Source organism: Ruegeria sp. K5 (assembly GCF_056531805.1).
Genome location: NZ_JBQFML010000001.1, coordinates 1,041,042 through 1,061,965 on the forward strand (window position 1 = coordinate 1,041,042; position 20,924 = coordinate 1,061,965).

Annotated in this window: 21 protein-coding genes and 1 riboswitch; of the genes, 11 read left to right on the plus strand and 10 right to left on the minus strand. The window is 60.4% G+C overall.

The window, feature by feature from the left end; genetic code table 11:
- Positions 1-31: 31 nt before the first annotated feature.
- The 5 genes from ACR0MO_RS05235 to metZ form a co-directional block, all read right to left on the minus strand.
- Positions 32-1,609 (minus strand): 5-guanidino-2-oxopentanoate decarboxylase, encoded by a 1,578-nt coding sequence (locus tag ACR0MO_RS05235; RefSeq protein WP_480890026.1) that lies wholly within the window; start codon positions 1,607-1,609, stop codon positions 32-34.
- A complete protein-coding gene (locus ACR0MO_RS05240) occupies positions 1,609-3,057 on the minus strand; it encodes a TrkH family potassium uptake protein (RefSeq protein ID WP_170451465.1) in 1,449 nt (482 codons plus the stop codon). The genes ACR0MO_RS05235 and ACR0MO_RS05240 overlap by 1 nt, the downstream gene beginning before the upstream one ends.
- A gap of 52 nt (positions 3,058-3,109) precedes the next feature.
- Positions 3,110-3,817 carry a hypothetical protein gene (locus tag ACR0MO_RS05245; protein WP_170451467.1) on the minus strand — a complete coding sequence of 236 codons (708 nt, stop codon included), beginning with the start codon at positions 3,815-3,817 and terminating at the stop codon, positions 3,110-3,112.
- 285 nt (positions 3,818-4,102) lie between these two features.
- Positions 4,103-5,203 carry a GTP cyclohydrolase FolE2 gene (folE2, locus tag ACR0MO_RS05250; RefSeq protein WP_170451469.1) on the minus strand — a complete coding sequence of 367 codons (1,101 nt, stop codon included), beginning with the start codon at positions 5,201-5,203 and terminating at the stop codon, positions 4,103-4,105.
- Between the two features lie 205 nt (positions 5,204-5,408).
- Positions 5,409-6,599, minus strand: coding sequence for an O-succinylhomoserine sulfhydrylase (gene metZ, locus ACR0MO_RS05255; protein WP_480890029.1), 1,191 nt, complete (start codon positions 6,597-6,599; stop codon positions 5,409-5,411).
- Between the two features lie 65 nt (positions 6,600-6,664).
- A riboswitch (SAM riboswitch) is annotated at positions 6,665-6,742 on the minus strand.
- A gap of 133 nt (positions 6,743-6,875) precedes the next feature.
- Between metZ and ACR0MO_RS05260 the strand changes: the two genes are divergently transcribed.
- Together ACR0MO_RS05260 and ACR0MO_RS05265 are read left to right on the plus strand one after the other, a co-directional pair.
- On the plus strand, positions 6,876-7,811 hold the full coding sequence (locus tag ACR0MO_RS05260; protein ID WP_480890031.1) for a DUF726 domain-containing protein: 936 nt from the start codon (positions 6,876-6,878) through the stop codon (positions 7,809-7,811).
- 23 nt (positions 7,812-7,834) lie between these two features.
- The gene (locus ACR0MO_RS05265) at positions 7,835-8,524 is read left to right on the plus strand and encodes a glutathione S-transferase N-terminal domain-containing protein (RefSeq protein WP_480890033.1); all 690 of its coding nucleotides are present in this window, start codon (positions 7,835-7,837) and stop codon (positions 8,522-8,524) included.
- 31 nt (positions 8,525-8,555) lie between these two features.
- On the opposite strand, the gene ACR0MO_RS05270 is transcribed toward ACR0MO_RS05265, so the two are convergent.
- Positions 8,556-9,584: a VOC family protein gene (locus ACR0MO_RS05270; protein ID WP_480890036.1), complete on the minus strand. Its 1,029-nt coding sequence runs from the start codon at positions 9,582-9,584 to the stop codon at positions 8,556-8,558.
- A gap of 84 nt (positions 9,585-9,668) precedes the next feature.
- Positions 9,669-10,034: an OB-fold nucleic acid binding domain-containing protein gene (locus ACR0MO_RS05275; RefSeq protein ID WP_170451479.1), complete on the minus strand. Its 366-nt coding sequence runs from the start codon at positions 10,032-10,034 to the stop codon at positions 9,669-9,671.
- A 127-nt stretch (positions 10,035-10,161) separates the two neighbouring features.
- Here ACR0MO_RS05275 and ACR0MO_RS05280 point away from each other — a divergent pair, with 127 nt between their 5' ends.
- Entirely contained in the window at positions 10,162-10,485 is a 324-nt protein-coding gene (locus ACR0MO_RS05280; protein WP_039534845.1) for a 2Fe-2S iron-sulfur cluster-binding protein, read from the plus strand.
- Positions 10,486-10,580: 95 nt separating this feature from the next.
- On the plus strand, positions 10,581-11,249 hold the full coding sequence (locus ACR0MO_RS05285; RefSeq protein ID WP_480890038.1) for an FG-GAP repeat domain-containing protein: 669 nt from the start codon (positions 10,581-10,583) through the stop codon (positions 11,247-11,249).
- Positions 11,250-11,341: 92 nt separating this feature from the next.
- Here ACR0MO_RS05285 and purD read toward each other — a convergent pair whose 3' ends face one another.
- Positions 11,342-12,604: a phosphoribosylamine--glycine ligase gene (gene purD / locus ACR0MO_RS05290; protein WP_170517853.1), complete on the minus strand. Its 1,263-nt coding sequence runs from the start codon at positions 12,602-12,604 to the stop codon at positions 11,342-11,344.
- Between the two features lie 76 nt (positions 12,605-12,680).
- Here purD and xseA point away from each other — a divergent pair, with 76 nt between their 5' ends.
- Both xseA and ACR0MO_RS05300 read left to right on the plus strand, forming a co-directional pair.
- Entirely contained in the window at positions 12,681-14,165 is a 1,485-nt protein-coding gene (gene xseA, locus ACR0MO_RS05295) for an exodeoxyribonuclease VII large subunit (RefSeq protein ID WP_170621600.1), read from the plus strand.
- A gap of 3 nt (positions 14,166-14,168) precedes the next feature.
- Entirely contained in the window at positions 14,169-14,810 is a 642-nt protein-coding gene (locus ACR0MO_RS05300) for a glutathione S-transferase family protein (protein WP_170621599.1), read from the plus strand.
- Between the two features lie 2 nt (positions 14,811-14,812).
- Here the strand turns inward: ACR0MO_RS05300 and ACR0MO_RS05305 are convergent, their stop codons facing one another.
- Entirely contained in the window at positions 14,813-15,208 is a 396-nt protein-coding gene (locus ACR0MO_RS05305) for a hypothetical protein (protein WP_170621598.1), read from the minus strand.
- Positions 15,209-15,339: 131 nt separating this feature from the next.
- On the opposite strand from ACR0MO_RS05305, the gene ACR0MO_RS05310 reads away from it, so the two are divergent.
- The 5 genes from ACR0MO_RS05310 to ACR0MO_RS05330 all read left to right on the plus strand — a co-directional run bounded on the left by ACR0MO_RS05310 (position 15,340) and on the right by ACR0MO_RS05330 (position 19,591).
- Positions 15,340-15,975: a lysoplasmalogenase family protein gene (locus ACR0MO_RS05310; RefSeq protein WP_480890041.1), complete on the plus strand. Its 636-nt coding sequence runs from the start codon at positions 15,340-15,342 to the stop codon at positions 15,973-15,975.
- Positions 15,976-16,034: 59 nt separating this feature from the next.
- Positions 16,035-17,174, plus strand: a complete 1,140-nt coding sequence (gene ftsY / locus ACR0MO_RS05315) for a signal recognition particle-docking protein FtsY (RefSeq protein WP_170517841.1) — start codon at positions 16,035-16,037, stop codon at positions 17,172-17,174.
- Between the two features lie 87 nt (positions 17,175-17,261).
- Complete coding sequence (locus tag ACR0MO_RS05320; protein WP_170517838.1) at positions 17,262-18,164, plus strand: DMT family transporter; 903 nt, start codon at positions 17,262-17,264, stop codon at positions 18,162-18,164.
- 16 nt (positions 18,165-18,180) lie between these two features.
- Positions 18,181-18,786, plus strand: coding sequence for an inner membrane-spanning protein YciB (locus ACR0MO_RS05325; protein ID WP_170517835.1), 606 nt, complete (start codon positions 18,181-18,183; stop codon positions 18,784-18,786).
- Positions 18,787-18,922: 136 nt separating this feature from the next.
- Positions 18,923-19,591, plus strand: a complete 669-nt coding sequence (locus tag ACR0MO_RS05330; RefSeq protein WP_170451495.1) for a Crp/Fnr family transcriptional regulator — start codon at positions 18,923-18,925, stop codon at positions 19,589-19,591.
- 191 nt (positions 19,592-19,782) lie between these two features.
- Here the strand turns inward: ACR0MO_RS05330 and ACR0MO_RS05335 are convergent, their stop codons facing one another.
- Positions 19,783-20,769 (minus strand): DMT family transporter, encoded by a 987-nt coding sequence (locus ACR0MO_RS05335; protein WP_480871676.1) that lies wholly within the window; start codon positions 20,767-20,769, stop codon positions 19,783-19,785.
- Between the last annotated feature and the right edge of the window lie 155 nt (positions 20,770-20,924).

The window sequence follows — 20,924 nt, forward strand, 5'->3', positions numbered from 1 at the left end:
AAGAAACGCCGCAGATTTCTGCGGCGTTTTCTTATTTCAGGATCTCCGGCGTGACGTGGATCAGCGTTGGAACCGGCGCATCGAACGCGGCCTTCACCGCCTCCTGCAGTGCAGCCAGAGTGCCGGGCGCGGCGGACCGTGCCCCAAACGCCTCGGCCAGTTTGCAGAAATCGGGATTGCGCGCCACGACCGCATTCGGCGCGATCTGACTGCGGACCATGCTGTCCTCAATCTCTTTCAACTTGCCGTTGTCCCACAGGATGATCGGCAGCGACAGGCCCAGTTCGACCGCGACGCCCAGTTCCTGCATCGTATAGTGAAACCCGTAATCCCCGGCGATCACAGCGGTTGGTTTGCCTCGCCGCGCCACAGCCCCGCCAATCCCCGCTGGCAGGCCATAGCCCAAGGTGCCAAAGCCGGTTGGGTGGTGCCAGTGATGGGGATAGGCCATATCCCAGACCTCTTTCGCGACATAGGCAAACTGGGTCATATCGGAATAGATCATCGTGTCGGCGGGCATCGTGGCGCGCAGAGCGTCAAGGATCGGTACGATGCCCGGACGTTCGGCATCAACCTCGGCCCGCCAACGGGCGCGCGCCTCGGCCACCTCTTCCTGCGTCCAGCCCGTGGCCGGATTCGCGTCTTCGGTGGCGACCCAAAGGGCGCGGGCAAAGCTTGTGCTATCCGCCTGAATCTTGATTGCAGCGCGGTGATGGTCTGACAGCACCTCGGGGTCCAGATCGACGCGGATCAAAGTGGCCGAGTGCCCCAGCTCTTTCCGCCAAAGATCAACCTCACCCAGTTCAGCCCCCACTGCGATGACCAAATCGGCCGAGGCGATCACCTCGGCGCTGCCGGGGCGCGGCAACATCGAGCCGAAGTCCAGGGGATAGTTCGCGCCAACCATGCCACGTCCGGCATAGGTGGTGAAACAAGCCGCACCCACCTGCGTCAAAATCTGCCGCCAGTCATTCGACCGGCATCCGCCACCCAGAATGAACAAGGGGCGTTTCGCGATGTTCAGCAAGGACACTACCGGCGCCACATCCGGCGGCAAAGCCTTGGTCCGCAGCGCGGGTTGGTTCGGAAACGGGGCCGGATCGGCATCCGCCTCAAGCTGTACGATCGGCACCTGAATGTGCTTGGGGCGGGGCCGCGACAGTTCGAATTCTTCAAATGCGCGTTCGATCAAGCCATAGGCGGCCTGCGCGGTATTCGCCTGTGCGGACCAATCGGCGACTGTACCCGCCGCCCCTTGCTGATCCTTCATCTGATGCAATTGCCCCCGCTGCGCGTGTGTCTCGTCCAGACAAGAGGACAGAACCAGCATGGGCACCGAGTCGCTATAGGCCTGCCCCATAGGCGTCATGGTATTGCACAGACCCGGCCCGGTGATCACATAAGCCACGCCCGGCTTGCCCGTCGCGCGCGCATATCCGTCGGCCATGAAGCCTGCCCCCTGCTCGTGCCGGGCCAGAACATGGTTGATCCCGGCCTCTTCGATGCCGCGGTACATTTCCTGATTGTGAACTCCGGGAATACCAAAGATCACGTCAACGCCACGATCCCTGAGCATATGCGAGATCTGCGCGCCAAGAGCTCTTTTCATCAGCTTCTCCAAAATTGAACGGTGAAGATTGCGTAAACGGCCAGCAACTCAAGCCGTCCGACCAGCATGCCGATGGTCAGCAGCCATTTCGCCGAGTCGTTCAGCCCGGCAAAATTACCCGCCGGACCGATCTGATCGCCCAGCCCCGGCCCCACGTTGGCCAGTGCTGTCGCCGCCCCCGAGACCGATGTTATGAAATCCAAACCGGTCAGGGCCAGCGCCCAGGACAGGACGCCCATGGACAACACGAAGAACATGAAGAAACTCATGACCGAAGTCAGGACATCGCGGCTGACAGGGCGTCCGTCGTAAAGCGGCATGAACACCCCATGCGGGGACCGGATGCGCCGGATCTGAGTTTTGATCGATGCAAACAGCAACTGGTACCGGAACACCTTGATCGAACAGGCGGTCGAGCCCGCGCAGCCGCCGATCAGGCCGATCAGGAAAAACAGCATCACCGGGAAACTGCCCCAGGTCATGTAGTTGACGCTGGCATAGCCGGTGCCCGAGATGATCGAGGTGATGTTGAACAGCGACTCGCGGAAGGCGCGCTCCCAGTGGTGCGGAAAGACGGACATCAGGAAGACGGCCATGACAACGACCAGAACGAAGATCGTCGCCAGAAACGCCTTGATCTGACTGTCCTGCCAAAGTGAGTTGGTCTTGCCGTTGGCCAATTGCACATAGCGGACAAACGGCAGCGCGGCGAGGATCATGAACACCGAGGCCGCATATTCCGCCGGACCGGTGAAGGTCGCGAACGAGGAATCGTAGTTCGAAAAGCCACCCGTTGCGATGGTGGTCATGGAATGAACTGTGGCGTCAAAGAAGCTCATCCCGAAGCTGGCGTACACCAGTCCGCACGCCAGTGTCAGAAACACGTAGATCAGGGAAATCTGGCCCGCAATCTCTTGCGCGCGCGGCAGGATTTTTCCCATGGTTTCAAACCCTTCCGAGCGGAAGATCTGCATCCCACCCACGCGCAGCTCGGGCAGGAACACCATGGCGACAACGATGATGCCGATGCCGCCCAACCATTGCAGGATGCCGCGCCACAACAAAAGGCCCTGTGGCAGATCATCCAGCCCGGATATTACGGTCGAGCCTGTGGTCGTCAGGCCGGACATCGCCTCGAAATACGCGTCGACAAAGCGCAGTTCCGTTTCACCGAACAGAAACGGGATCGCGCCAAAGACCGGCAGCGCGACCCAGACGCCGGTTGTCAGCACAAAGGTCTGCCGGATGGTCAGCCCCTCGCCCACCCCGTTCGAGCAGCTCATGGCCAGAACCGACCCGGTCAGCATGGTGATGATCGCGCTTTCCAGGAATACATACCATTCGCCGCGCCCTTCGATCAGGTCCGCGAGCATAGGAAACAGCATGGTCGCCCCAAGAATGGCGACCAGCAAGCCAATCACATATCCGACCGGGCGAATGTCCATCATGAGGCGCAGCGTTGGCGCGCCTGCCCGACCGTGTCAAGCCGATGATCCGCGATTACTCGTCGGATTTTGCAACAGGTTGCGGCATCACCGGTGGTTTTGAAGGCGCCCGGGTGCGGCGTGCCTGCGGCTTAGGCGCCTCGGAAGCGGCAGGTTTTGCCGTCTCGGGCGCTTTTGCCGGAGCCGCCTGAACAGGCTTGGCCGCAGGTTTCGGCGCTTGGGCAGTTTTGGCCTTGGGCGCGGTTTTTGCGACCGCTGCTTTGCGTGGGGCGGGTTTGGCAGCCGGAGTCTTGGGCGCAGTTTTGACCACCACCGTTTTTTCCGGCGTAGGTTTCGCTGCAGCTTGCTTTGCGGGTGCCGGCTTTGCCTCGGTGGTCTTTGCAACAGGTGCCGCAAGTTTCGGCGCGGGCGCTGCGGCTTTGCCGGGTGCTTTCGCCTCAGCTTCGGGCTTCACAGCCGGTTTGGCCACAGCGCGTGGTTTCGCGGTAAACTTGGCCGCAGGTGCCGATTTGGGCTTGGCCGCCGCAGGTTTCTTGACCGGGGTCGCCGCTGCACGCTTGGCAACCGGTTTGGTCGCAACGGGCTTGGCCTCTGCCGGAGCGGGTTTGGATGCCGTATTGTGCAACGCGTGGACCGGGGCCATGGGCAGTTCCAACGCCGAACGCGCCATGATCTGCATGATCTTGATTTGGCTCACCATGGCGTAACCTGCCACGCGAAACGCCGCTGCCTGAAGTTCCAGCGGTTGGGTAATCGGATTCATTACATGTCTCTCCTGTAGTAGCGATGCAGCCAGGTCTGTGAGAGTGTAAGACCCGCCCCGCTCCGATCGCTCGGGCGGCAGGTTGGGTATTGCAGTCCAAGGCGTGGCACGTCTCGGTGTCCCTCCGGGGCGGCACGCACACAGTACGCAGGCGTGCCGCAGCTGCATTCAGGACCATCCATACCTCAAACGACTGCGCAATTGCAGCATTTCTGCTGCATTGCGGCGAAAAAACGCTGGTAGTCGCACTATGCGATGAATTTTCAGCCGCTTACCGGCCGCGGTTCATCCCACGTGGAACAGAGTCGCAAACAATCTGGGATCAAGGCTGGCCGATTCGAATGTCGGCCCTTCGGTCAGAACCGATACCGCATCGTGGCTGTGAAGGCTTTCCTGATGGCTGGCAATCACGCGGAAATCGCCGACGTGGTGATCTGCCAGCAGCTCGGCGCAGAACAGACGCGCGGCATCCTCGACGAAAATCGGGTTGGCGGCGTTCAATTCGGCAAACGCCTGCTCGTCCTCGCGTTTGACCATGACCTGTGTTTCGGTCGGAACCGCGCGGCGGCACAGTTCGATCAGGTCTTCGAACCACAGGCAATCCGCGTCACGATCCACGACAACCGAAATCCGGGCGACCGACCGTTGCGAGTGTGGCGTTGCAAGCTGCCCGCGCTGAGACCTTGCATGTTCACTCAGCTCCAGCGAACAGGGGCACGTGGACGAATAGACATAGTCCAGATGCATGATCTTCTGGCGAACGCCGTTCTGTTCCACCAGTTCCAGCGCAATGTCGTAATACTGGTACCCTTCCAGCCCCGACCGCAGGCTTTTCACCTTGATCGGATAGGAGAACCGCATCTGGATACGCGCGTCAAAGCTGTCCAGATCGGTCAGATAATCGCTCAGCGCCGATTCCATCACTTCGAAACTGAACGTCCGCTCGGTATGTTTGTAGAAAGACCGCATGATCCGGGACATGTTGATGCCCTTTTTCTCGGCCTCAAGGCTCACCGTGCCGGTGATCGAGGTTTCCAGCGTCAGGACATCACCGTCCTTGCGGTGGAACCGGATCGGCAGTCGGAAATTGGAAATCCCCACATGCTGAATCTGTTGCTTTGCGCCACGGATCAGACTGGACGGGCCGTTTTGCAGATCGGGCAGCGATGCACGATAGGCGGCGTCCACGGCAAAGCCATCGGGATAGTCCCGCGCAAGGGTCGGATAATTCACCGCACCCGTCCCCGGCAATAGACGCGCAACCGCCGGATCAAGCTGCGAGATTTCCAGCGACGACGCAGTCTCGGCCCATTTCCGCAACACCTTCAGGGCAGCAGCAGCTTCATCACGATCCGGGGTGTCAATGTCGCGCGGGTGAACATTCATGGACTGAGGTTCCTCGATTGGTCGTCATTGATATATACCACGGCAAGTTATTTGCCAGATAAACCTACTACGCGTGCAATAGCAGTCCGGATCGAAATGAGTGACGCGTTTGCGGCATTTTCAGTCAAAAACCGCCCGCGAATGCAGCTGACAACCATTCAGCAGAGTAAATCCGGGGGCTGACAGGCCCCCGGGCAGCGCCTTGTTAACCTTGCGAGGCTTTCAGCGCGTTCTGAATATCGGCCAGAAGATCGCCTGCATCCTCAAGCCCAACCGACAGACGGATCAGACCGGGTGTGATGCCCAACTCATCCTTCTGTTCATCGCTAAGACGTTGATGCGTGGTTGTGGCCGGATGGGTCGCGATGGACTTGGCGTCACCCAGATTGTTCGAAATCACAGGGATCGTCATCGCGTTCAGGAACGCAAACGCCGCATCCTTGCCACCCTTGATGTCCAGCGACAGGACGGTGCCGCCTTTGCCACCCAACTGCCGCTGTACCAGATCGTTCTGCGCATGAGTCTTCAGACCCGGGTACAGGGTCCGGTCCAAGGCCGGGTGCCCTTCCAGCGCCTCGGCAATCTGCTGCGCGGACGCGGCCTGAGCGTTGACCCGCAGCGCCATGGTTTCCAGACCTTTCAGCATGATCCAGGCACTGAACGGGCTCAGCGCACCGCCGGTGTGCTTCATATACGGCTCGACCGTGCCGCGAATGAAGTCCTTCGTGCCAAGAATGACACCGCCCAGCGCGCGCCCCTGCCCGTCGATATGTTTGGTGGCCGAATAGATCACGACATCCGCGCCCTGTTCGATCGCGCGCGAGAACACCGGGGTCGAGAACACGTTGTCCACCACGACCAGAGCACCCACCGCATGGGCCAGTTGGGCCACGGCCTCGATATCGATCACTTCCAGCGTCGGGTTCGACATGGACTCGAAGAACACGGCCTTGGTTTCGGGCCGGATTGCGGCCTTCCACTGGTCCAGATCGGTGCCGTCCACAAAGCTCACGTCAACGCCAAAACGCGTCAGGATGTTTTCGACGATGTACAAACAGGATCCGAACAAGGCTTTGGCCGAAACGATATGATCACCGGCCTTCAGCATCGAGGTCAGCGCGCCGTTGACCGCCGCCATGCCCGAGGCGGTGGCAAACGCGTCCTCGGCGCCTTCCAGCGCCGCAATGCGCTGCTCAAAGATCGAGACGGTCGGGTTGCCGTAACGTGCGTAGATGAACTCGTCCGGGCCACATTCCAGGAACCGGCCCTCGGCCTGTTCGGCGGTGTCATAGACGAAGCCCTGGGTCAGAAAGATCGCCTCGCTGACTTCATTATACTGACTGCGACGGATGCCGCCATGGACGGCTTGGGTGCGTTTGTTCCAGCTCTCGCTCATGTCATTCCTTTCGGCCTTGATCCCCAAGGCGCATCAAAAAAACCCCAGACGCGGTCAAGCGAAAGGGGCCTTTCATCCTGACCTTTTAGCGGTGTTGTTTAGCGTGGCCCGCAATCCGGTAACAAATCGCCACGTGATGCTGTTGCCCTTACGCCGCAGTCGCGAATTCGTCAACCCCGACCGGGGCAACGTCACGGTTCTGTAATCGTTCATTCATCGAAGCGTCATAGCGTCATGACAAAGCAGCACCACAACATCTTGTATGAGGCAGAGCCAATGCCAGTAATCAGGATCAATGCTGTCGACGGACACGCCCGGTTGCACGGCAGCCCCCGACCCATAACTGGGGTCTTGCGCCAAACGCGTCACACCAGCGGCCCGGTCATCATCATGACCCATGGCTACAAATACCGGCCCGATGACCCCAACGCCTGCCCGCACCTTCACATGCTGTCGCTGCGCCCCAAAGCAATGCCGTGGTACAGCCCCAGCTGGCCGCAACATCTGGGCTTTGGCGCAGGGTTCCGGGATGAAGGGCTGGCCATCGCCTTCGGCTGGGACGCGCGCGGCCCGCTGTGGACAGCGCGGCGACGCGCGGTCGAAGCCGGGCGCGTTCTGGCCGATGTCATTCAACAGATGCACAGGCTGAACCCCGACCGCCCCATCCACTTCATCGGACACTCGATGGGCACAGAACTGGCGCTGGAAGCGCTGCATCACATTCAGCCGGGGGCGCTGAACCGAATTGTCTCGCTGACCGGGGCCGTCTACCAATCGCGCGCCGTTGAAGCCTTGCAGACTGCCGCAGGTCGTCGGGCGGAATTCATCAACATCACCAGCCGCGAAAACGACCTGTTCGACTTCCTCTACGAAACGCTGATCCAGCCGCCTGCACCGGGTGATCGCAGCATCGGGGCCGGTCTGAGCGCACCCAATGCCGTCACGCTACAGATCGACTGCCCTGCGACCGTGGATCACTTGTCCACGCTGACCTTCCCCCTCGCGGCACCGCAGCGGCGCATCTGTCACTGGTCCAGCTATACCCGGCCCGGCGTTCTGCGCACCTACAACACTTTGCTGCGCGATCCCGAGCGCCTTAGCCTGACCGCATTGCGGCACGGTGTGCCCGAACAGCCGAACCGCCGTTGGTCACGGCTTTTTGCGGTGCCTCGCCCGCAAGCCCTCTTGCCGTTTGCGCAGAAATCCTCATGATTTCCTCAACCTGAGGAGACATCATGATCGATCTGTATTTCTGGCCCACGCCGAATGGCTGGAAAGTGTCCATCGCGCTGGAAGAGATGGAGTTGCCCTATACGACTCACCTGATCAACATCGGCAAAGGCGACCAGTTCGACCCCGCGTTTCTGAAGATCGCACCCAACAACCGCATGCCTGCGATTGTCGATCCCGACGGCCCCGGCGGCGCGCCCGTTTCCGTGTTCGAAAGCGGCGCGATCCTGATGTATCTGGCCCGCAAGACCGGGCGTTTTTACGGCGAAACCGAGCGTGACCGGATCGCGGTCGAGGAATGGCTGATGTGGCAGATGGGTGGCGTCGGCCCCATGGCGGGGCAAGCGCATCACTTTCTGAAATACGCCCCGCAACTGGACCCACCACAGGACCTGCCCTACCCCAAAGACCGCTACCGCGCCGAGGTCGGCCGGCTTTACGGCGTTCTCGACCGCCGACTGGCGGAGAATGAGTTTGTCGCGGGCGATTTCTACTCGATTGCGGACATGTCGATCTGGGGCTGGGCGAGCCTGTGGGAAGGGCAGCAACAAGTGCTGGACGACAAACCCCATTTTGCACGCTGGCTTGAAACGGTCAGCGCCCGCCCCGGCGTTCAGGCCGGTCGTGCGCTACATGCCGAATTGCGCGGCGATCATCGCGACAAGCAATCGCAGGGGGTATTGTTCAAGCGGTGAGCCGTTTTAACCTTCCGTCTTGATCGAAGGATCAAATAACGCCCGCGACCGCAGCCAATATCACCCACAAGCTGAGAACAATCCACGTCCCGGTGATCAACCAGAACACCCCGGGCCGTGTTGCGCGGTCGATCGGCTCGACAAAATCAGCACGCCCGGTTCTGAGGGCAAGCCAGGTCCAGATCAGAAACAGCACGCCCCAGAAAACCTGCAAATCCAAAAACACGGCAAGCCAAACGCATGTCACCGCGATCAGCGATTTCCACGCCAACACGTGGGTCTTTCGCGTGACATCGGAGTTTAGCCCCTGGGTAACATCGACCGAGTCACCAAACGCGGGCTGGATCATGAAATGGGCACCCTGCCGGTCCGAGACCAATATACGCTCGTCCGGCAAGTCATTGTGATGGCACCCGCCCCGCGCTTTGATGCGCTGAACGGTGTCGTCCACCGATCTCACGCCGAAACATGGCATCCAATACCGAAACTTGCCCCGGATGGCCTCGGGCACCTCTTCGGCCTGCGCAACCACAGTGCCGTCAGGGTGGCGAATATCGTATCGGGGCCACGGGGTTTCCACGCTTTTCTCAAAGCGCCAGTTGAAGAGATCCGCGTAAAACGGTTCGATCAGGGCGATGTCCGGGACATGATGAAATCGGGCCACAACTGCGCCGGGCCCCGACGTTGCAGAGGTGATCTCCGGCCTTTCATACATTGTGAAACCCGCGCCTGATGGATCCCGGACCAGAGCGATGCGCGCCTCATCGCTGAACGGCTGAGGTTCCACTTCGATGATAACCCCTTCGTGCCGACGTGCCTGTTCGACCTTCGCATCCAGATCATCGACATGGATATAGGACATCCAGAAAGACGGCATGTTCATCTGCGCCAACCGCTCAGGCATCGGGAAGATAGCCGCGACCTGCTGCCCGCTGATGCTGGCAAAGTCGTAGGCGCCATCGCCGCCGAAAGACCAGTTGAAGACGTCGCTGTAATCGGCTCTGGCCGCCTGCATGTCGTAGGTGGACAGGTCGGTCCATAGAAAATGCCCGTGTGCCATAGCGCCCTCTTCCCGTTTCGGTACCTACCCGAGCTATGACCGGAAATTCGGGCTGTCCAGAGGTCGCACTATACGCAGATTGCTTTATTGCCCCTCGCCCCGCACCAGCACATCCAGCATGTCTGAAATATCCTCGATCTCTTCCGCGATCACATGGGTCACCGAATGCGCCCGCTGCATCCGCCCCGTAACCCGCAGCAACCGACCCGATATCACCGCGCGGCGGAACTGCTCGTAAATCTTGCGCCAGACCACCACGTTCACGATACCCGTCTCGTCTTCGAGCGTGACGAAGATCACCCCCTTGGCGGTCCCCGGCCTCTGCCGCAGGATCACCAACCCGGCCACGGCCACGCGCGCGCCCTCGGGCGGTGCGGTCAACTGATCTGACGGCAAACAGGACGGCGGGCGCGGCCAGTCCCGCTTTGAAACCACGGGGCGAACAAGCATAAGAACAAAAATAGAACATATACACGGAAAGTCCAGACACGGCGTCACGAGTCGCAAATGGTACTGGAAAGACCTAAATGCCTTCACTAAGGAAGAATTCGAACATCGCAAAAGGAAGACGCACGCAATGGCAAAGATCACCTATGTCGAGCATGGCGGTACCGAACATACAGTCGAGGTCGCCAACGGACTGACCGTCATGGAAGGGGCACGTGACAACAATATCCCCGGCATCGAGGCCGATTGCGGCGGCGCATGTGCCTGTTCTACCTGCCATGTCTATATCCACCCCGACTGGGTCGAGAAAATCCCCGCCAAGGATGACATGGAAGAGGATATGCTGGACTTCGCCTATGAACCCGACCCGGCCCGCTCGCGCCTGACCTGCCAGATCAAGGTCACCGATGCGCTGGACGGTCTGGTCGTGCAGATGCCGGAAAAGCAGATCTGATGCATCCCAAAGCGCCGCGCCTGCCCGTCCGCCTGTGGCAAGGATGGGCTCGCGGCGCGCTGACAGCCTTATGCATGTGGCTGGCGGGGGCACCCATGGCAACCGCCGACACCATAGCCTCTGCCCGATTCACAGAACCCACCACTCGTTATCCGCATGGCGTTCTGGGCGACACTATCGAATATGGCGCGCTGGAGCTCACCATCCAGACCGCTGACGCAAGCGCCAGCCCTTCAATATTGACGATACGTTTACCGCAAGATCGCGTTTTCGAAGACCTCGCGCCGCGGCTGGTGGACGTCACCAAAGACGGCTCACCCGAAGCCATTGTCGTCGAAAGCCAGGCCAACACCGGGGCACAGCTCGCCGTCTATGACGCACGCGGGGAAAAGATTGCCGCGACACCGCATATCGGTACACGCTTCCGCTGGCTCGCCCCCATCGCAACGGCTGATCTGGACGGCGATGGCCATATCGAGATTGCCTATATCGACCGCCCTCACCTTGCCAAAACCCTGCGCATCTGGCGCTACCAAGACGATGCCCTGACCGAAATCGCCTCGCTCCCCGGTCTGACCAACCACAAGATCGGAGAGGATTTCATCTCAGGCGGCCTGCGCACATGCGCCAACGGTCCGGAACTCATCGTTGCCAGCGCCGATTGGACCCGGATCATCAGTATCACGTACCAAAACGATTGGACCCAAACAGATATCGGCCCATTCGCCGGCCCCGAAAGCCTCGCCCAAGCCCTGGACTGCTGATCCATTCTTCATCTGGCCAAAAATATCTCGGGGAGCGCGAGGGGCTGGCCCCTCGCCCAGAAAATTGAGACGGGCGCAGCCCGGCAATCAGATCAAAGCGCCCGCCACCCGATATCGCGGCGGAAAAACCCCTCGGGCCAGTCAACCCCATCCACCATCGCATAGGCCCGATCCCGCGCCTCTTGCAGTGTCTCACCGCGCGCCGTGACGTTCAGCACCCGTCCGCCAGAGGCCTGCACCTGCCCCTCAACCGCCTTGGTGCCCGCATGGAATACCATATTGCTGCTGTCTTCAGGCAGACCATCCAAGCCTTTGATAACCGACCCTTTCTCATACGCCCCGGGATAGCCTTGCGCGGCCATGACCACGGTCATCGCATGATCATCCGCCCAGTTGACGCGGGTCTCATCCAACCGCCCCTCGGCTGCTGCATGCATCAGGTCCATCACCTGCGCGCCCAGACGCATCATCAGAACCTGACACTCGGGATCGCCGAAGCGGACATTGTATTCCACAAGACGCGGCTGCCCGTCCTTGATCATCAGACCGGCATAAAGCACCCCCTGAAACGGAGCGCCCCGGCGTTTCATCTCGGCCATGGTGGGACGAATGATCTCGTCCATCGCGCGGGCCTCGACCTCGGCGCTGAGAACCGGTGCAGGAGAGTACGCCCCCATTCCGCCAGTGTTCAGCCCGGTGTCCCCTTCGCCAACCCGCTTGTGGTCCTGAGCGGTCCCGATAGACAGAATGTTTTCTCCGTCACAGAGAACAAACAGCGAAGCCTCTTCACCGTCCATGAACTCTTCGATGACCACTTCGGCCCCGGCGCCACCGAACGCACCGCCGAACATGTCGTCGATAGCCTCCAGCGCGGTGCGTTCGTCCATCGCCACGATCACGCCCTTGCCCGCCGCCAGACCGTCAGCCTTGACAACAATTGGTGCGCCCTGCTCGCGGATATAGGCTTTGGCCGGTTCCGCCTCGGTAAAACGCGCATAAGCCGCCGTCGGCGCGCCAGAGGCATCGCAAATCTCTTTGGTAAAGCTTTTCGAAGCTTCCAGCCGCGCCGCCTCGGCTGACGGGCCAAAGACCAGCACGCCTGCCTCACGCAGCCGATCCGCCACGCCTGCGGCCAAAGGCGCTTCGGGGCCGACGATCACGAAATCGATCGCGTTGGCTTCGGCGAAATTGACCACCGCGCCGCCATTTTCGATATCCAAAGACGCGCATTCGGCGATCTGAGCGATCCCGGCATTGCCCGGCGCAACAATCAGACGGTCGCATTTGGGGTTCTGCATCACCGCCCAGGCCAGGCTGTGCTCGCGCCCGCCGCTGCCGAGAATAAGGATGTTCATGGGGTCGTCTCCGATCTGCTTGGCCTCGCCTGCGCGGCGTTCTAAGCTGGCCGGGCATTTGACACAAGGCGCTGAAATGTCCGACCTGCTAGACGACCCCATTCCTGGCCAAAACACCCCTGAATATTCGGTTTCCGAGATATCCGGCGAGGTGAAGCGCACGCTCGAAGGATCGTTTGGGCGAATCCGTGTTCGGGGTGAGGTCGGACGGGTGTTCAAGGCGCGCTCGGGTCACCTGTACTATGACATCAAAGACGACCGGAACGTGCTGGCCTGTACGACATGGAAAGGCCAGATCTCGGGCTTGTCGGTGGTTCCGGAAGAAGGGTTGGAGGTCGTTGTCACCGGTCGCCTGACCGCCTTTGGTGCACAGTCCAAATACAACATGAATGTCGATGAGGTCGCGGTCGCAGGCCAAGGCGCGCTGATGGCGCTGCTGGAAAAGCGCAAGAAGCAGCTGGAAGCCGAAGGGCTGTTTGCCCCTGAACGCAAAAAGCCGCTGCCCTATCTGCCGCAAATCATCGGCGTTGTGACCTCCCCCTCCGGTGCGGTAATCCGGGACATTCTGCATCGCCTGCGGGATCGGTTTCCCCGCAAGGTTCTGATCTGGCCGGTCGCTGTGCAAGGCGCCAACTGCGCCCCCGAGGTCACGCGCGCCATCGAAGGTTTCAACGCGCTCACACCCGGAGGCGCGCTGCCCCGTCCCGATCTGATCATTGTCGCACGCGGTGGTGGCTCGATCGAAGACCTGTGGGGGTTCAACGAAGAAAGCGTGGCCCGCGCGGCGGCGGCCTCGGACATACCGCTGATCTCAGCCGTGGGCCACGAGACGGACACAACGCTGATCGATTTCGTCTCGGACCGCCGCGCGCCCACGCCAACTGCAGCCGCCGAACTGGCCGTGCCCGTACGGATGGAACTTCTGGCCTGGACCAACGAGCAAGGCGCACGTCTGTCCCGCGCCGCCAGCGATGCGGTCCAGCGCCGCGCCCAGCGTTTGCGCGATGTTGCCCGCGCCTTGCCGCGCCCGGACAGTTTGTTGAACTCCCCCCGGCAACGCCTTGATCTGATTGCGGAACGCCTGACACCTGCTTTGAACCGAGGTGTTCAGAACCGCCGCCTGCAACTGGTCGAAATGTCCGCCCATCTGCGCCCCTCGACCTTGCGCAACGTCGTTTCCTCACGTCAGGAAAGCCTGCGCAACCTGTCCTCTCGCCTGTCCCTGCGCCCCATTCAGCGCGAGATCGACCAACAGCGGCAGGCCACCGCCCGACTGGCCGAACGTCTGAACGCAGCCCAAAATACCCGGCTGGATCGCCTGCGTCAGCAACTGGACGCCACGGATCGGTTGCGCGAAACGCTCAGCTACAAGGCCACTCTGGCGCGCGGCTATGCGGTTGTCCGGGCCGAAGGCGATGTGGTCACCACCAAATCGCAGGCCGCCAAGCACCCGGCTCTTGAGATCGAATTCGCCGATGGTCGCCTGACGACCGGAGGGGCCGGTAAAACCCCTGCCAAAAAGGCCAAAGCGGATACCCCGGATCAGGGCTCGCTGTTCTAAGCCATGCTGACGATCTGGGGCCGCAAAACGTCATCCAATGTGCAGGCTCTGATGTGGTGCGTCGAAGAACTGGGCCTGGATTATGAACGACACGATGTCGGTCATCGTTTCGGCGGTCTGGACACGCCGGACTTCGCGAACCTGAACCAAAACCGCACCATCCCCGTGATACAGGACGGCCCCAACCCACCCCTTTGGGAGACCGGAGCAATCCTGCGCTATCTCGCCGACCGCTACGGGCCCGACACCTTTTGGCCCAAAGACTCGGCTCATCGGGCCGAGGTCGACAAATGGGCCGAATGGGCCAAGATCAACATTGCGATGGCCTTCACCGTTCCCGTGTTCTGGCAGGTTGTGCGAACGGCCAAGTCAGAGCAGGATGAAAAATCCATCAACTCCGCCGTAAAAGCCCTTGAAAGAAAACTTGAAATTGCGGACACGCAGCTTGTAGGAAGGGCCTTCATTGCCGGAGCTGACCTGACTTTGGCCGACATCCAGTTGGGTCACATCCTGTACCGATATTATGATATCGACATCCCAAGGGCACCTTTACCAAATCTACAACGTTACTTTGACAGGCTGAGCCAGCGACCTGCGTATCAGGAACACGTCATGATCAGCTACGACGACCTTCGCGTAAACTAGGATCAGACCCCGACCTCGGGACCAAGGCACACCATGTCCTGGCCCAGATCCTCGATCCCATACAGCTCGGTTGCCTGAGGATCGCCGTCTGGCCGCGCGATCAGGCCACCGCCGGACCGTTTGAACACCCAGCATTGCGGATCCAGCCTGTCTTCGTAGACAAAACAGATCTGTTCCTCACGCTGATACCAGACGCCTTTCTTGCACTGCCCGTCCAGAAACGACCAGATGACACGCCGATCGGGCAGATACTGCTCAACCCCATAAACCTTCCCTTGGAAACCATAAAACAGGGTTTTTCCGCGCGTATACTCATCGAACTCCGCGCCGGAAAGCGCTGTTTGCGCGCCAACGGCTTGGGCCGAGAGGGCCAGTAGAATCGCAAGATACCTCACCATGCGACCATAGTGTCAGATACCGGCAGCCAAGGCTAATCGCATTGCCCGGTTTCGCCTGCCTCAACGTCACCTGTTGCCTGGGCTGCAGATCAGGAAGGACAGTGGGCCTGAAACAACCGAGAGGATACGACATGACCGTCCTGTTCTGGATCGCAGCGGCATGTGCGCTGGCCTATCTTCCGCTGGCACCGCGCCCGGCAGGTGCTGCGCGAACGGTGCTCAAAACCGCCTCGGTCGCGTTGCTGGCCCTGATCGCAGCACTTGAAGGCGGCGCGATGCTGCTGATCCTCGCGCTGGCGCTCTGCGCGGTCGGGGACGCCTTGCTCTCACGCGAGTCCGAGGCAACCTTCATGGCAGGCATCGGCGCATTTGCGGCAGGCCACATCGCCTATATTGCCCTGTTCCTGTCTCATCCTGCCAGCGCAGCCGACCTCATCCTTGATCGACCGGGGATATTCTGGTCGCTGATCCTTCTGGGTGTCGTCGTCATTACAATCCTCCCGCCCCGCGCCGGAGAGCTGAAGGTCCCCGTTCTGATCTATATCCCCATCATTCTCGGAATGGGAATTTCGGTCCTGTCCCTGCCGCCCACCGGCATGCTGGTCTGGGCCCTTCCGGCCGCGCTGGCATTCATTGCCTCGGATCTGGTTCTGGCGACCGAAAAGTTCCTTCTGCCCCCAAACCACCCGGCCCTGAAACTCACACCCTATGCGATCTGGCCGCTCTATTGGGTGGCGCAGGCCGGGCTGCTGATTGCCTTTACCTGACCCTTTGCAACTCGGGTAAATCCGCATTAGGTGGGGGGGAACACCTGCGGAGATCGAAGATGGCATTTTTTTCAAAGCTGAAGGACAAGCTGTTCAAATCCTCTTCACGCCTGGAACAGGGGCTGGACGCCATTGTCGAAGACGGCGGTGAGGAAACCGCCGCTGATCCGGTGATCCCACAGCCCGAGCCCGAACCGCAGCCGGTGCCTGAGATTCCGACGCCCGCACCAGCCACCGAGCCTGTCGAGGTGCCCGAGCCTACGCCCGCAGACCCGACCCCGGCGCCGACGCCGCCCGAAGTCCCTGAAAACAAGGGGCTTCTGGGTCGTCTGTTCAGTCGCTCTGAAAGCAAAACCGAAATCCGCCGCACGCTGGATGACGACATGCTGGAACAGCTCGAAGAACTGCTGATCGCCTCTGACATGGGCGTCGACACCGCCTTGCGTGTCACTGCCAATATGGCCGAGGGACGCTTTGGCCGCAAACTCTCGGCCCGCGAAATCAAGCAGTTGCTGGCGCAGGAAGTCGCCCGCGTGATGGAACCCGTTGCCCGCCCGCTGCCCATCTACCCCAAACGCCCACAGGTGGTTCTGGTCGTCGGCGTCAACGGCTCGGGTAAAACCACGACCATCGGCAAGCTTGCCAGCCAGTTCAAATCCGCAGGCAAAAAAGTCGTCATCGCCGCCGGGGACACGTTCCGCGCCGCCGCCGTCGAACAGCTGCAAGTCTGGGGTGAACGCGCAGGCGTCCCGGTTCTGACCGCCCCGGAAGGCTCTGACCCCGCCAGCCTCGCCTTCGACGCGTTGACCAAAGCACAAGAAGACGGCGCAGACCTGCTGATGATCGACACGGCGGGCCGCCTGCAAAACCGCGCTGACCTGATGGAGGAACTGGCCAAAATCGTACGCGTCATTCGCAAGGTCGACGATACTGCCCCACACAACACCCTGCTCGTGCTCGACGCCACCACCGGTCAAAACGCGCTCAGCCAGGTGGAAACCTTCCGAAATCTGGCCGACGTCTCGGGTCTGGTGATGACCAAACTCGACGGCACCGCCAAGGGCGGCGTGCTGGTCGCGCTGGCAGACAAGTTCGGCCTGCCCATCCACGCCATCGGCGTCGGAGAACAAATCGACGATCTCGCCCCCTTTGACCCCGAAGAATTCGCCGCCGCCCTCACCGGCCTCGACCAAAGCTGATCCGATTCTTCATCTGGCTAAAAATATCTTCGGGGGTCTGGGGGCAGACAGCCCCCAGCCTCTCCCTCCAGCACAAAGATCTGATACTTGAGCGACTGGCTGATCTCACTCGAAGGCACCGAAGCGGGCCACCAGCTTGCCCTTGGGCTGGCGGTGATGGCAGCCTTCCTGCACGCCGCGTTCGGCGCACTTCAAAAAGGCCGCCACGACCCGTGGCTGTCGCGGGGGGCCATCGACGCTTGCTATTGCCTGATGGCCGCCCCCTTCGCCTTCTTCGTCGTACCATGGCCTGAACCCTATATGTGGCCCATCTTTGGGGTCGTCTGGCTGATCCACATCGCCTACAAAACGCTTCAAGCCATGGCCTATACCAAAGGCTCCTACACGGTCGTCTACCCTGTCGTCCGGGGCACCGGCCCGCTGTTCACCGTGATCGGAGCCTATCTGCTGTTCGGGGAAACCTTCACAGGTACCCAATGGTTGGGCGTGGCGGTCCTTCTGGCCGGGATTTTCGGCCTCGCGATCTACAACCTGCGCTTTCTTGAGACCAACCGGGAAACGCTTGGCATCGCGCTGGCGTTGGCCGTGGCTACCGGGTTGTTTGTGGCGCTTTATACTACCTATGACGCCTATGGCATCCGCGCCACTGCGGACCCGTTCACTTTCCTCGCGTGGTTCTTCATGATCGACGGGGCCGCGATGCCGATCTACGCCTTCCTCAGATGGCGCGCCATGGTCAATCGCCCGGCTATCGGGCCCCTGATGTTGCGCGGGCTTGCGGGCGGCATCATCGCGCCCTTGTCTTTTGGGTCCATTATGCTGGCCACGCGGCTGGACAAGGTGGGCGAGGCCGCCGTCTTGCGCGAAACCTCCACCGTATTCGCCGCCCTGATCGGATGGCTGGTTCTGAAAGAAACCGTCGGCCCCAGACGCATTGCCCTGATGGCATTGATTGCATTGGGCGCCGTAATAGTTGAAATGGGCGGGTAAGCAGCAGGAAGACATGATGACAGGCAAAAAAGACATAAACCCGTTTCTGAAACAGGTGCTGGAGCTTGGGCCCCCGCTGGCCTTCTTCTTCATCTACCTGCGCCTGCGCGAAGACAGCTTCCTGATCGGCGGCACCGAGTATTCGGGGTTCATAATCGCCACCATCATCTTCGTGCCGCTGATGCTGGCCGCGATGGGCATCCTTTGGTTCCTGACCGGGAAACTCAGCCGATTGCAGATTTTCACCGCCTTCATGGTCATCTTTTTCGGCGGGCTGACCGCCTGGTTCAATGATGAGCGGTTTTTCAAAATGAAAACCACGCTGGTCTATGGCGTTTTCTCGACGATTCTGGGCATCGGACTGCTGCAGGGGAAATCCTATCTGGCCTATGTGTTGGACGAGATGCTGCCGATGAAACACGAAGGCTGGATGATCCTGACGCGCCGTCTGTGTGCCTGTTTTGCTGTGCTGGCTGTCGCCAATGAAATTGTCTGGCGGACCATGTCCACCGACCTGTGGGTCAAGATCGAAACCTTCGGCTTTCCGATTGCCCTGATGGCGTTCCTGATGCTGCAGTTCAGCCTGTTGCAAAACTACATGGACGACCCCGACCGCCAATAAACGGTTCGCACCGTGGAACATACCGTCGGGTTCAACCGTAAAGAGAGCAAATCCATACAAAAAACCTTGGCTTAGCGGGCAAGCTGTGAAAGGTTAAGGCACCACTCACCATTCACAGCCGGAGTTCACCGCCCGCATGACGGCCTTTCCCAATAGTGGCTTTTTGTCCGAAGCCTCAGACGAGCTACGAGATATGCTCTCGGCGCTTGCTTCCGAAATATCCCTGGACCAGGACGAAACCTTGTTTGAACAAGGGGATGAAGGCGATGCGCTTTATGCGATCATCGAAGGGACGCTTGAGGTGTCGTTTCTCGCCATGAGCGGCCGCAAACTGTCGCTGACCCTGATGCGCCCGGGTGAAGTCTTTGGTGAGATCGCCCTGTTCGACAGCGGCCCGCGCACCGCAACGGTTGCCGCGGCCGAGCCCACACGTGTCCTGCGCGTTAGGCGGCGCGATGTCATGAACCAACTCCGCCAACACCCCGATCTGGCCGTTGATATGGTGCGTCTGGCCGGTCTGCGCATGCGCTGGATGGGATCGCAATTGAACGAGCAGGTCTTTCTGCCGATGCCGATCCGACTGGCCCGCAAGCTGCTGCACCTGTCCAACCTGCAGGACAACCCCAACGAACGCATCACCTTGTCGCAAAGCGAACTGGCCGAGTTTGTCGGTGCAACGCGCGAAGCCGTGTCCAAGACCATCTCGACCTGGAAACGCGACAACGTGGTCGAGGCCTCCCGTGGCGGTCTGCAAATTCAGGATTTCGAAGCCCTGCGCGAGCTGGCCGAATCGGATTTGATCTGACGACAGATGCGCCCGTGTGAACTGGTTCACAGAACAGAACCCAGGTTCAAGCTAGCGTGATCTTGTTACCGTAGGAGGTCAGAGAATCATCCCCGATATCTGTCCACTGACCTCTCCCTGTACCTGAGCCATATGCTGTCCCGGCATATGGCTCATTTACCTTCAAGGGGGTGGCACGGCAGGTTTACGTGTCAGTACCGGCGGTTCACGCGCTTGCCGCGCAGCACCTTTCGGTTCTTTTGCTTTTCCCGAAGGAACACAAACAGGCCGGATCCCAGAATCAAAACGATCCCCCATACGACCGGCAGATCGGGCCATTCACCCCAGATCGCCCAGCCCCAAAAGATCGCCAAAGGCAGCCCCACATATTCGAACGGCGCTACAGTGGCCGCGTCGGCCATGCGATACGCCTGCCCCAAACAATAGCCGATGATGGCAGAATTCAGACCGAGGCCCGCAAAAAGCCAGACGTCTCGCCCCTCGGGCCAGACCCAGGCCCGCAGAAGAAACACAAGGCTTTCGTTCTCCAGCCCCTCTGCAAAACGCCCATCCCCGGCCACGGCCCAGAACAGGATGCTGATGGCGATGAACGCGGACTGGACATAGACCGCCATTGCAGACGCCTTGGATTTCGCGCCCAGAAACCGCGTCATCACGTTGTTCAGCGCATAGGTGAACGCCGCCGCCACGGGCAGTGCGTAAACCCACAGGCTGACTGAGCGCTCGGCCCCGCTTTCCCACGGGCGCGTCATGATGATCACACCGGCAAACCCCACCAAAACCGCGCCGATGCGCAACGGCCCGACCTTTTCGCCCAGCAGCGGAATGCTCAGCAACGTGATCATCAATGGCGCCACGAAGAAAACAGCCGTGGCCTCGGCCAATGGCATGACGGCCAGGGCGCTGAAAAAAGTGAGGTTCGCGATCACGATGAATATGGCCCGTAGCAGGTGCAGACCGGGTTGATCCGTTTTCAGAATGCGCCAGCCGCCTTCCAACTGAACCAGAGCCAGACTGAAGCCGATCCCGATAAAGGACCGGGCGAAAACCATCTGATGCAGAGGGTAACCGCCCGACAGGAACTTGATCATCATATCGTTGAACGAAATCGCCAACATGCCGAACAGGATGAAGGCGATGCCGACGGTAGGGTTTTGTAATTTCTGATGTTCTGCCACGGGATACCCTTTCATCCGGCCAGTAACACGGGCCTTGGGTCAGGTCACTTCCGTTTGCGACATAATGGATGGTCGCAATTCCCCGCCGTTCCAAAAGAAAAAGAGGCCCCGGATCGGAGCCCCTTTTCATGTCCTTACGACGCGTTCCTGCGCCC

Coding starts and splice junctions, on each gene's coding strand:
- ACR0MO_RS05235 (WP_480890026.1), bottom strand. CDS start 1,609: ATGAAAAGAGCTCTTGGCGCGCAGATCTCGCATATGCTCAGGGATCGT.
- ACR0MO_RS05240 (WP_170451465.1), bottom strand. CDS start 3,057: ATGATGGACATTCGCCCGGTCGGATATGTGATTGGCTTGCTGGTCGCC.
- ACR0MO_RS05245 (WP_170451467.1), bottom strand. CDS start 3,817: ATGAATCCGATTACCCAACCGCTGGAACTTCAGGCAGCGGCGTTTCGC.
- folE2 (WP_170451469.1), bottom strand. CDS start 5,203: ATGAATGTTCACCCGCGCGACATTGACACCCCGGATCGTGATGAAGCT.
- metZ (WP_480890029.1), bottom strand. CDS start 6,599: ATGAGCGAGAGCTGGAACAAACGCACCCAAGCCGTCCATGGCGGCATC.
- ACR0MO_RS05260 (WP_480890031.1), top strand. CDS start 6,876: ATGCCAGTAATCAGGATCAATGCTGTCGACGGACACGCCCGGTTGCAC.
- ACR0MO_RS05265 (WP_480890033.1), top strand. CDS start 7,835: ATGATCGATCTGTATTTCTGGCCCACGCCGAATGGCTGGAAAGTGTCC.
- ACR0MO_RS05270 (WP_480890036.1), bottom strand. CDS start 9,584: ATGGCACACGGGCATTTTCTATGGACCGACCTGTCCACCTACGACATG.
- ACR0MO_RS05275 (WP_170451479.1), bottom strand. CDS start 10,034: ATGCTTGTTCGCCCCGTGGTTTCAAAGCGGGACTGGCCGCGCCCGCCG.
- ACR0MO_RS05280 (WP_039534845.1), top strand. CDS start 10,162: ATGGCAAAGATCACCTATGTCGAGCATGGCGGTACCGAACATACAGTC.
- ACR0MO_RS05285 (WP_480890038.1), top strand. CDS start 10,581: ATGGCAACCGCCGACACCATAGCCTCTGCCCGATTCACAGAACCCACC.
- purD (WP_170517853.1), bottom strand. CDS start 12,604: ATGAACATCCTTATTCTCGGCAGCGGCGGGCGCGAGCACAGCCTGGCC.
- xseA (WP_170621600.1), top strand. CDS start 12,681: ATGTCCGACCTGCTAGACGACCCCATTCCTGGCCAAAACACCCCTGAA.
- ACR0MO_RS05300 (WP_170621599.1), top strand. CDS start 14,169: ATGCTGACGATCTGGGGCCGCAAAACGTCATCCAATGTGCAGGCTCTG.
- ACR0MO_RS05305 (WP_170621598.1), bottom strand. CDS start 15,208: ATGGTGAGGTATCTTGCGATTCTACTGGCCCTCTCGGCCCAAGCCGTT.
- ACR0MO_RS05310 (WP_480890041.1), top strand. CDS start 15,340: ATGACCGTCCTGTTCTGGATCGCAGCGGCATGTGCGCTGGCCTATCTT.
- ftsY (WP_170517841.1), top strand. CDS start 16,035: ATGGCATTTTTTTCAAAGCTGAAGGACAAGCTGTTCAAATCCTCTTCA.
- ACR0MO_RS05325 (WP_170517835.1), top strand. CDS start 18,181: ATGACAGGCAAAAAAGACATAAACCCGTTTCTGAAACAGGTGCTGGAG.
- ACR0MO_RS05330 (WP_170451495.1), top strand. CDS start 18,923: ATGACGGCCTTTCCCAATAGTGGCTTTTTGTCCGAAGCCTCAGACGAG.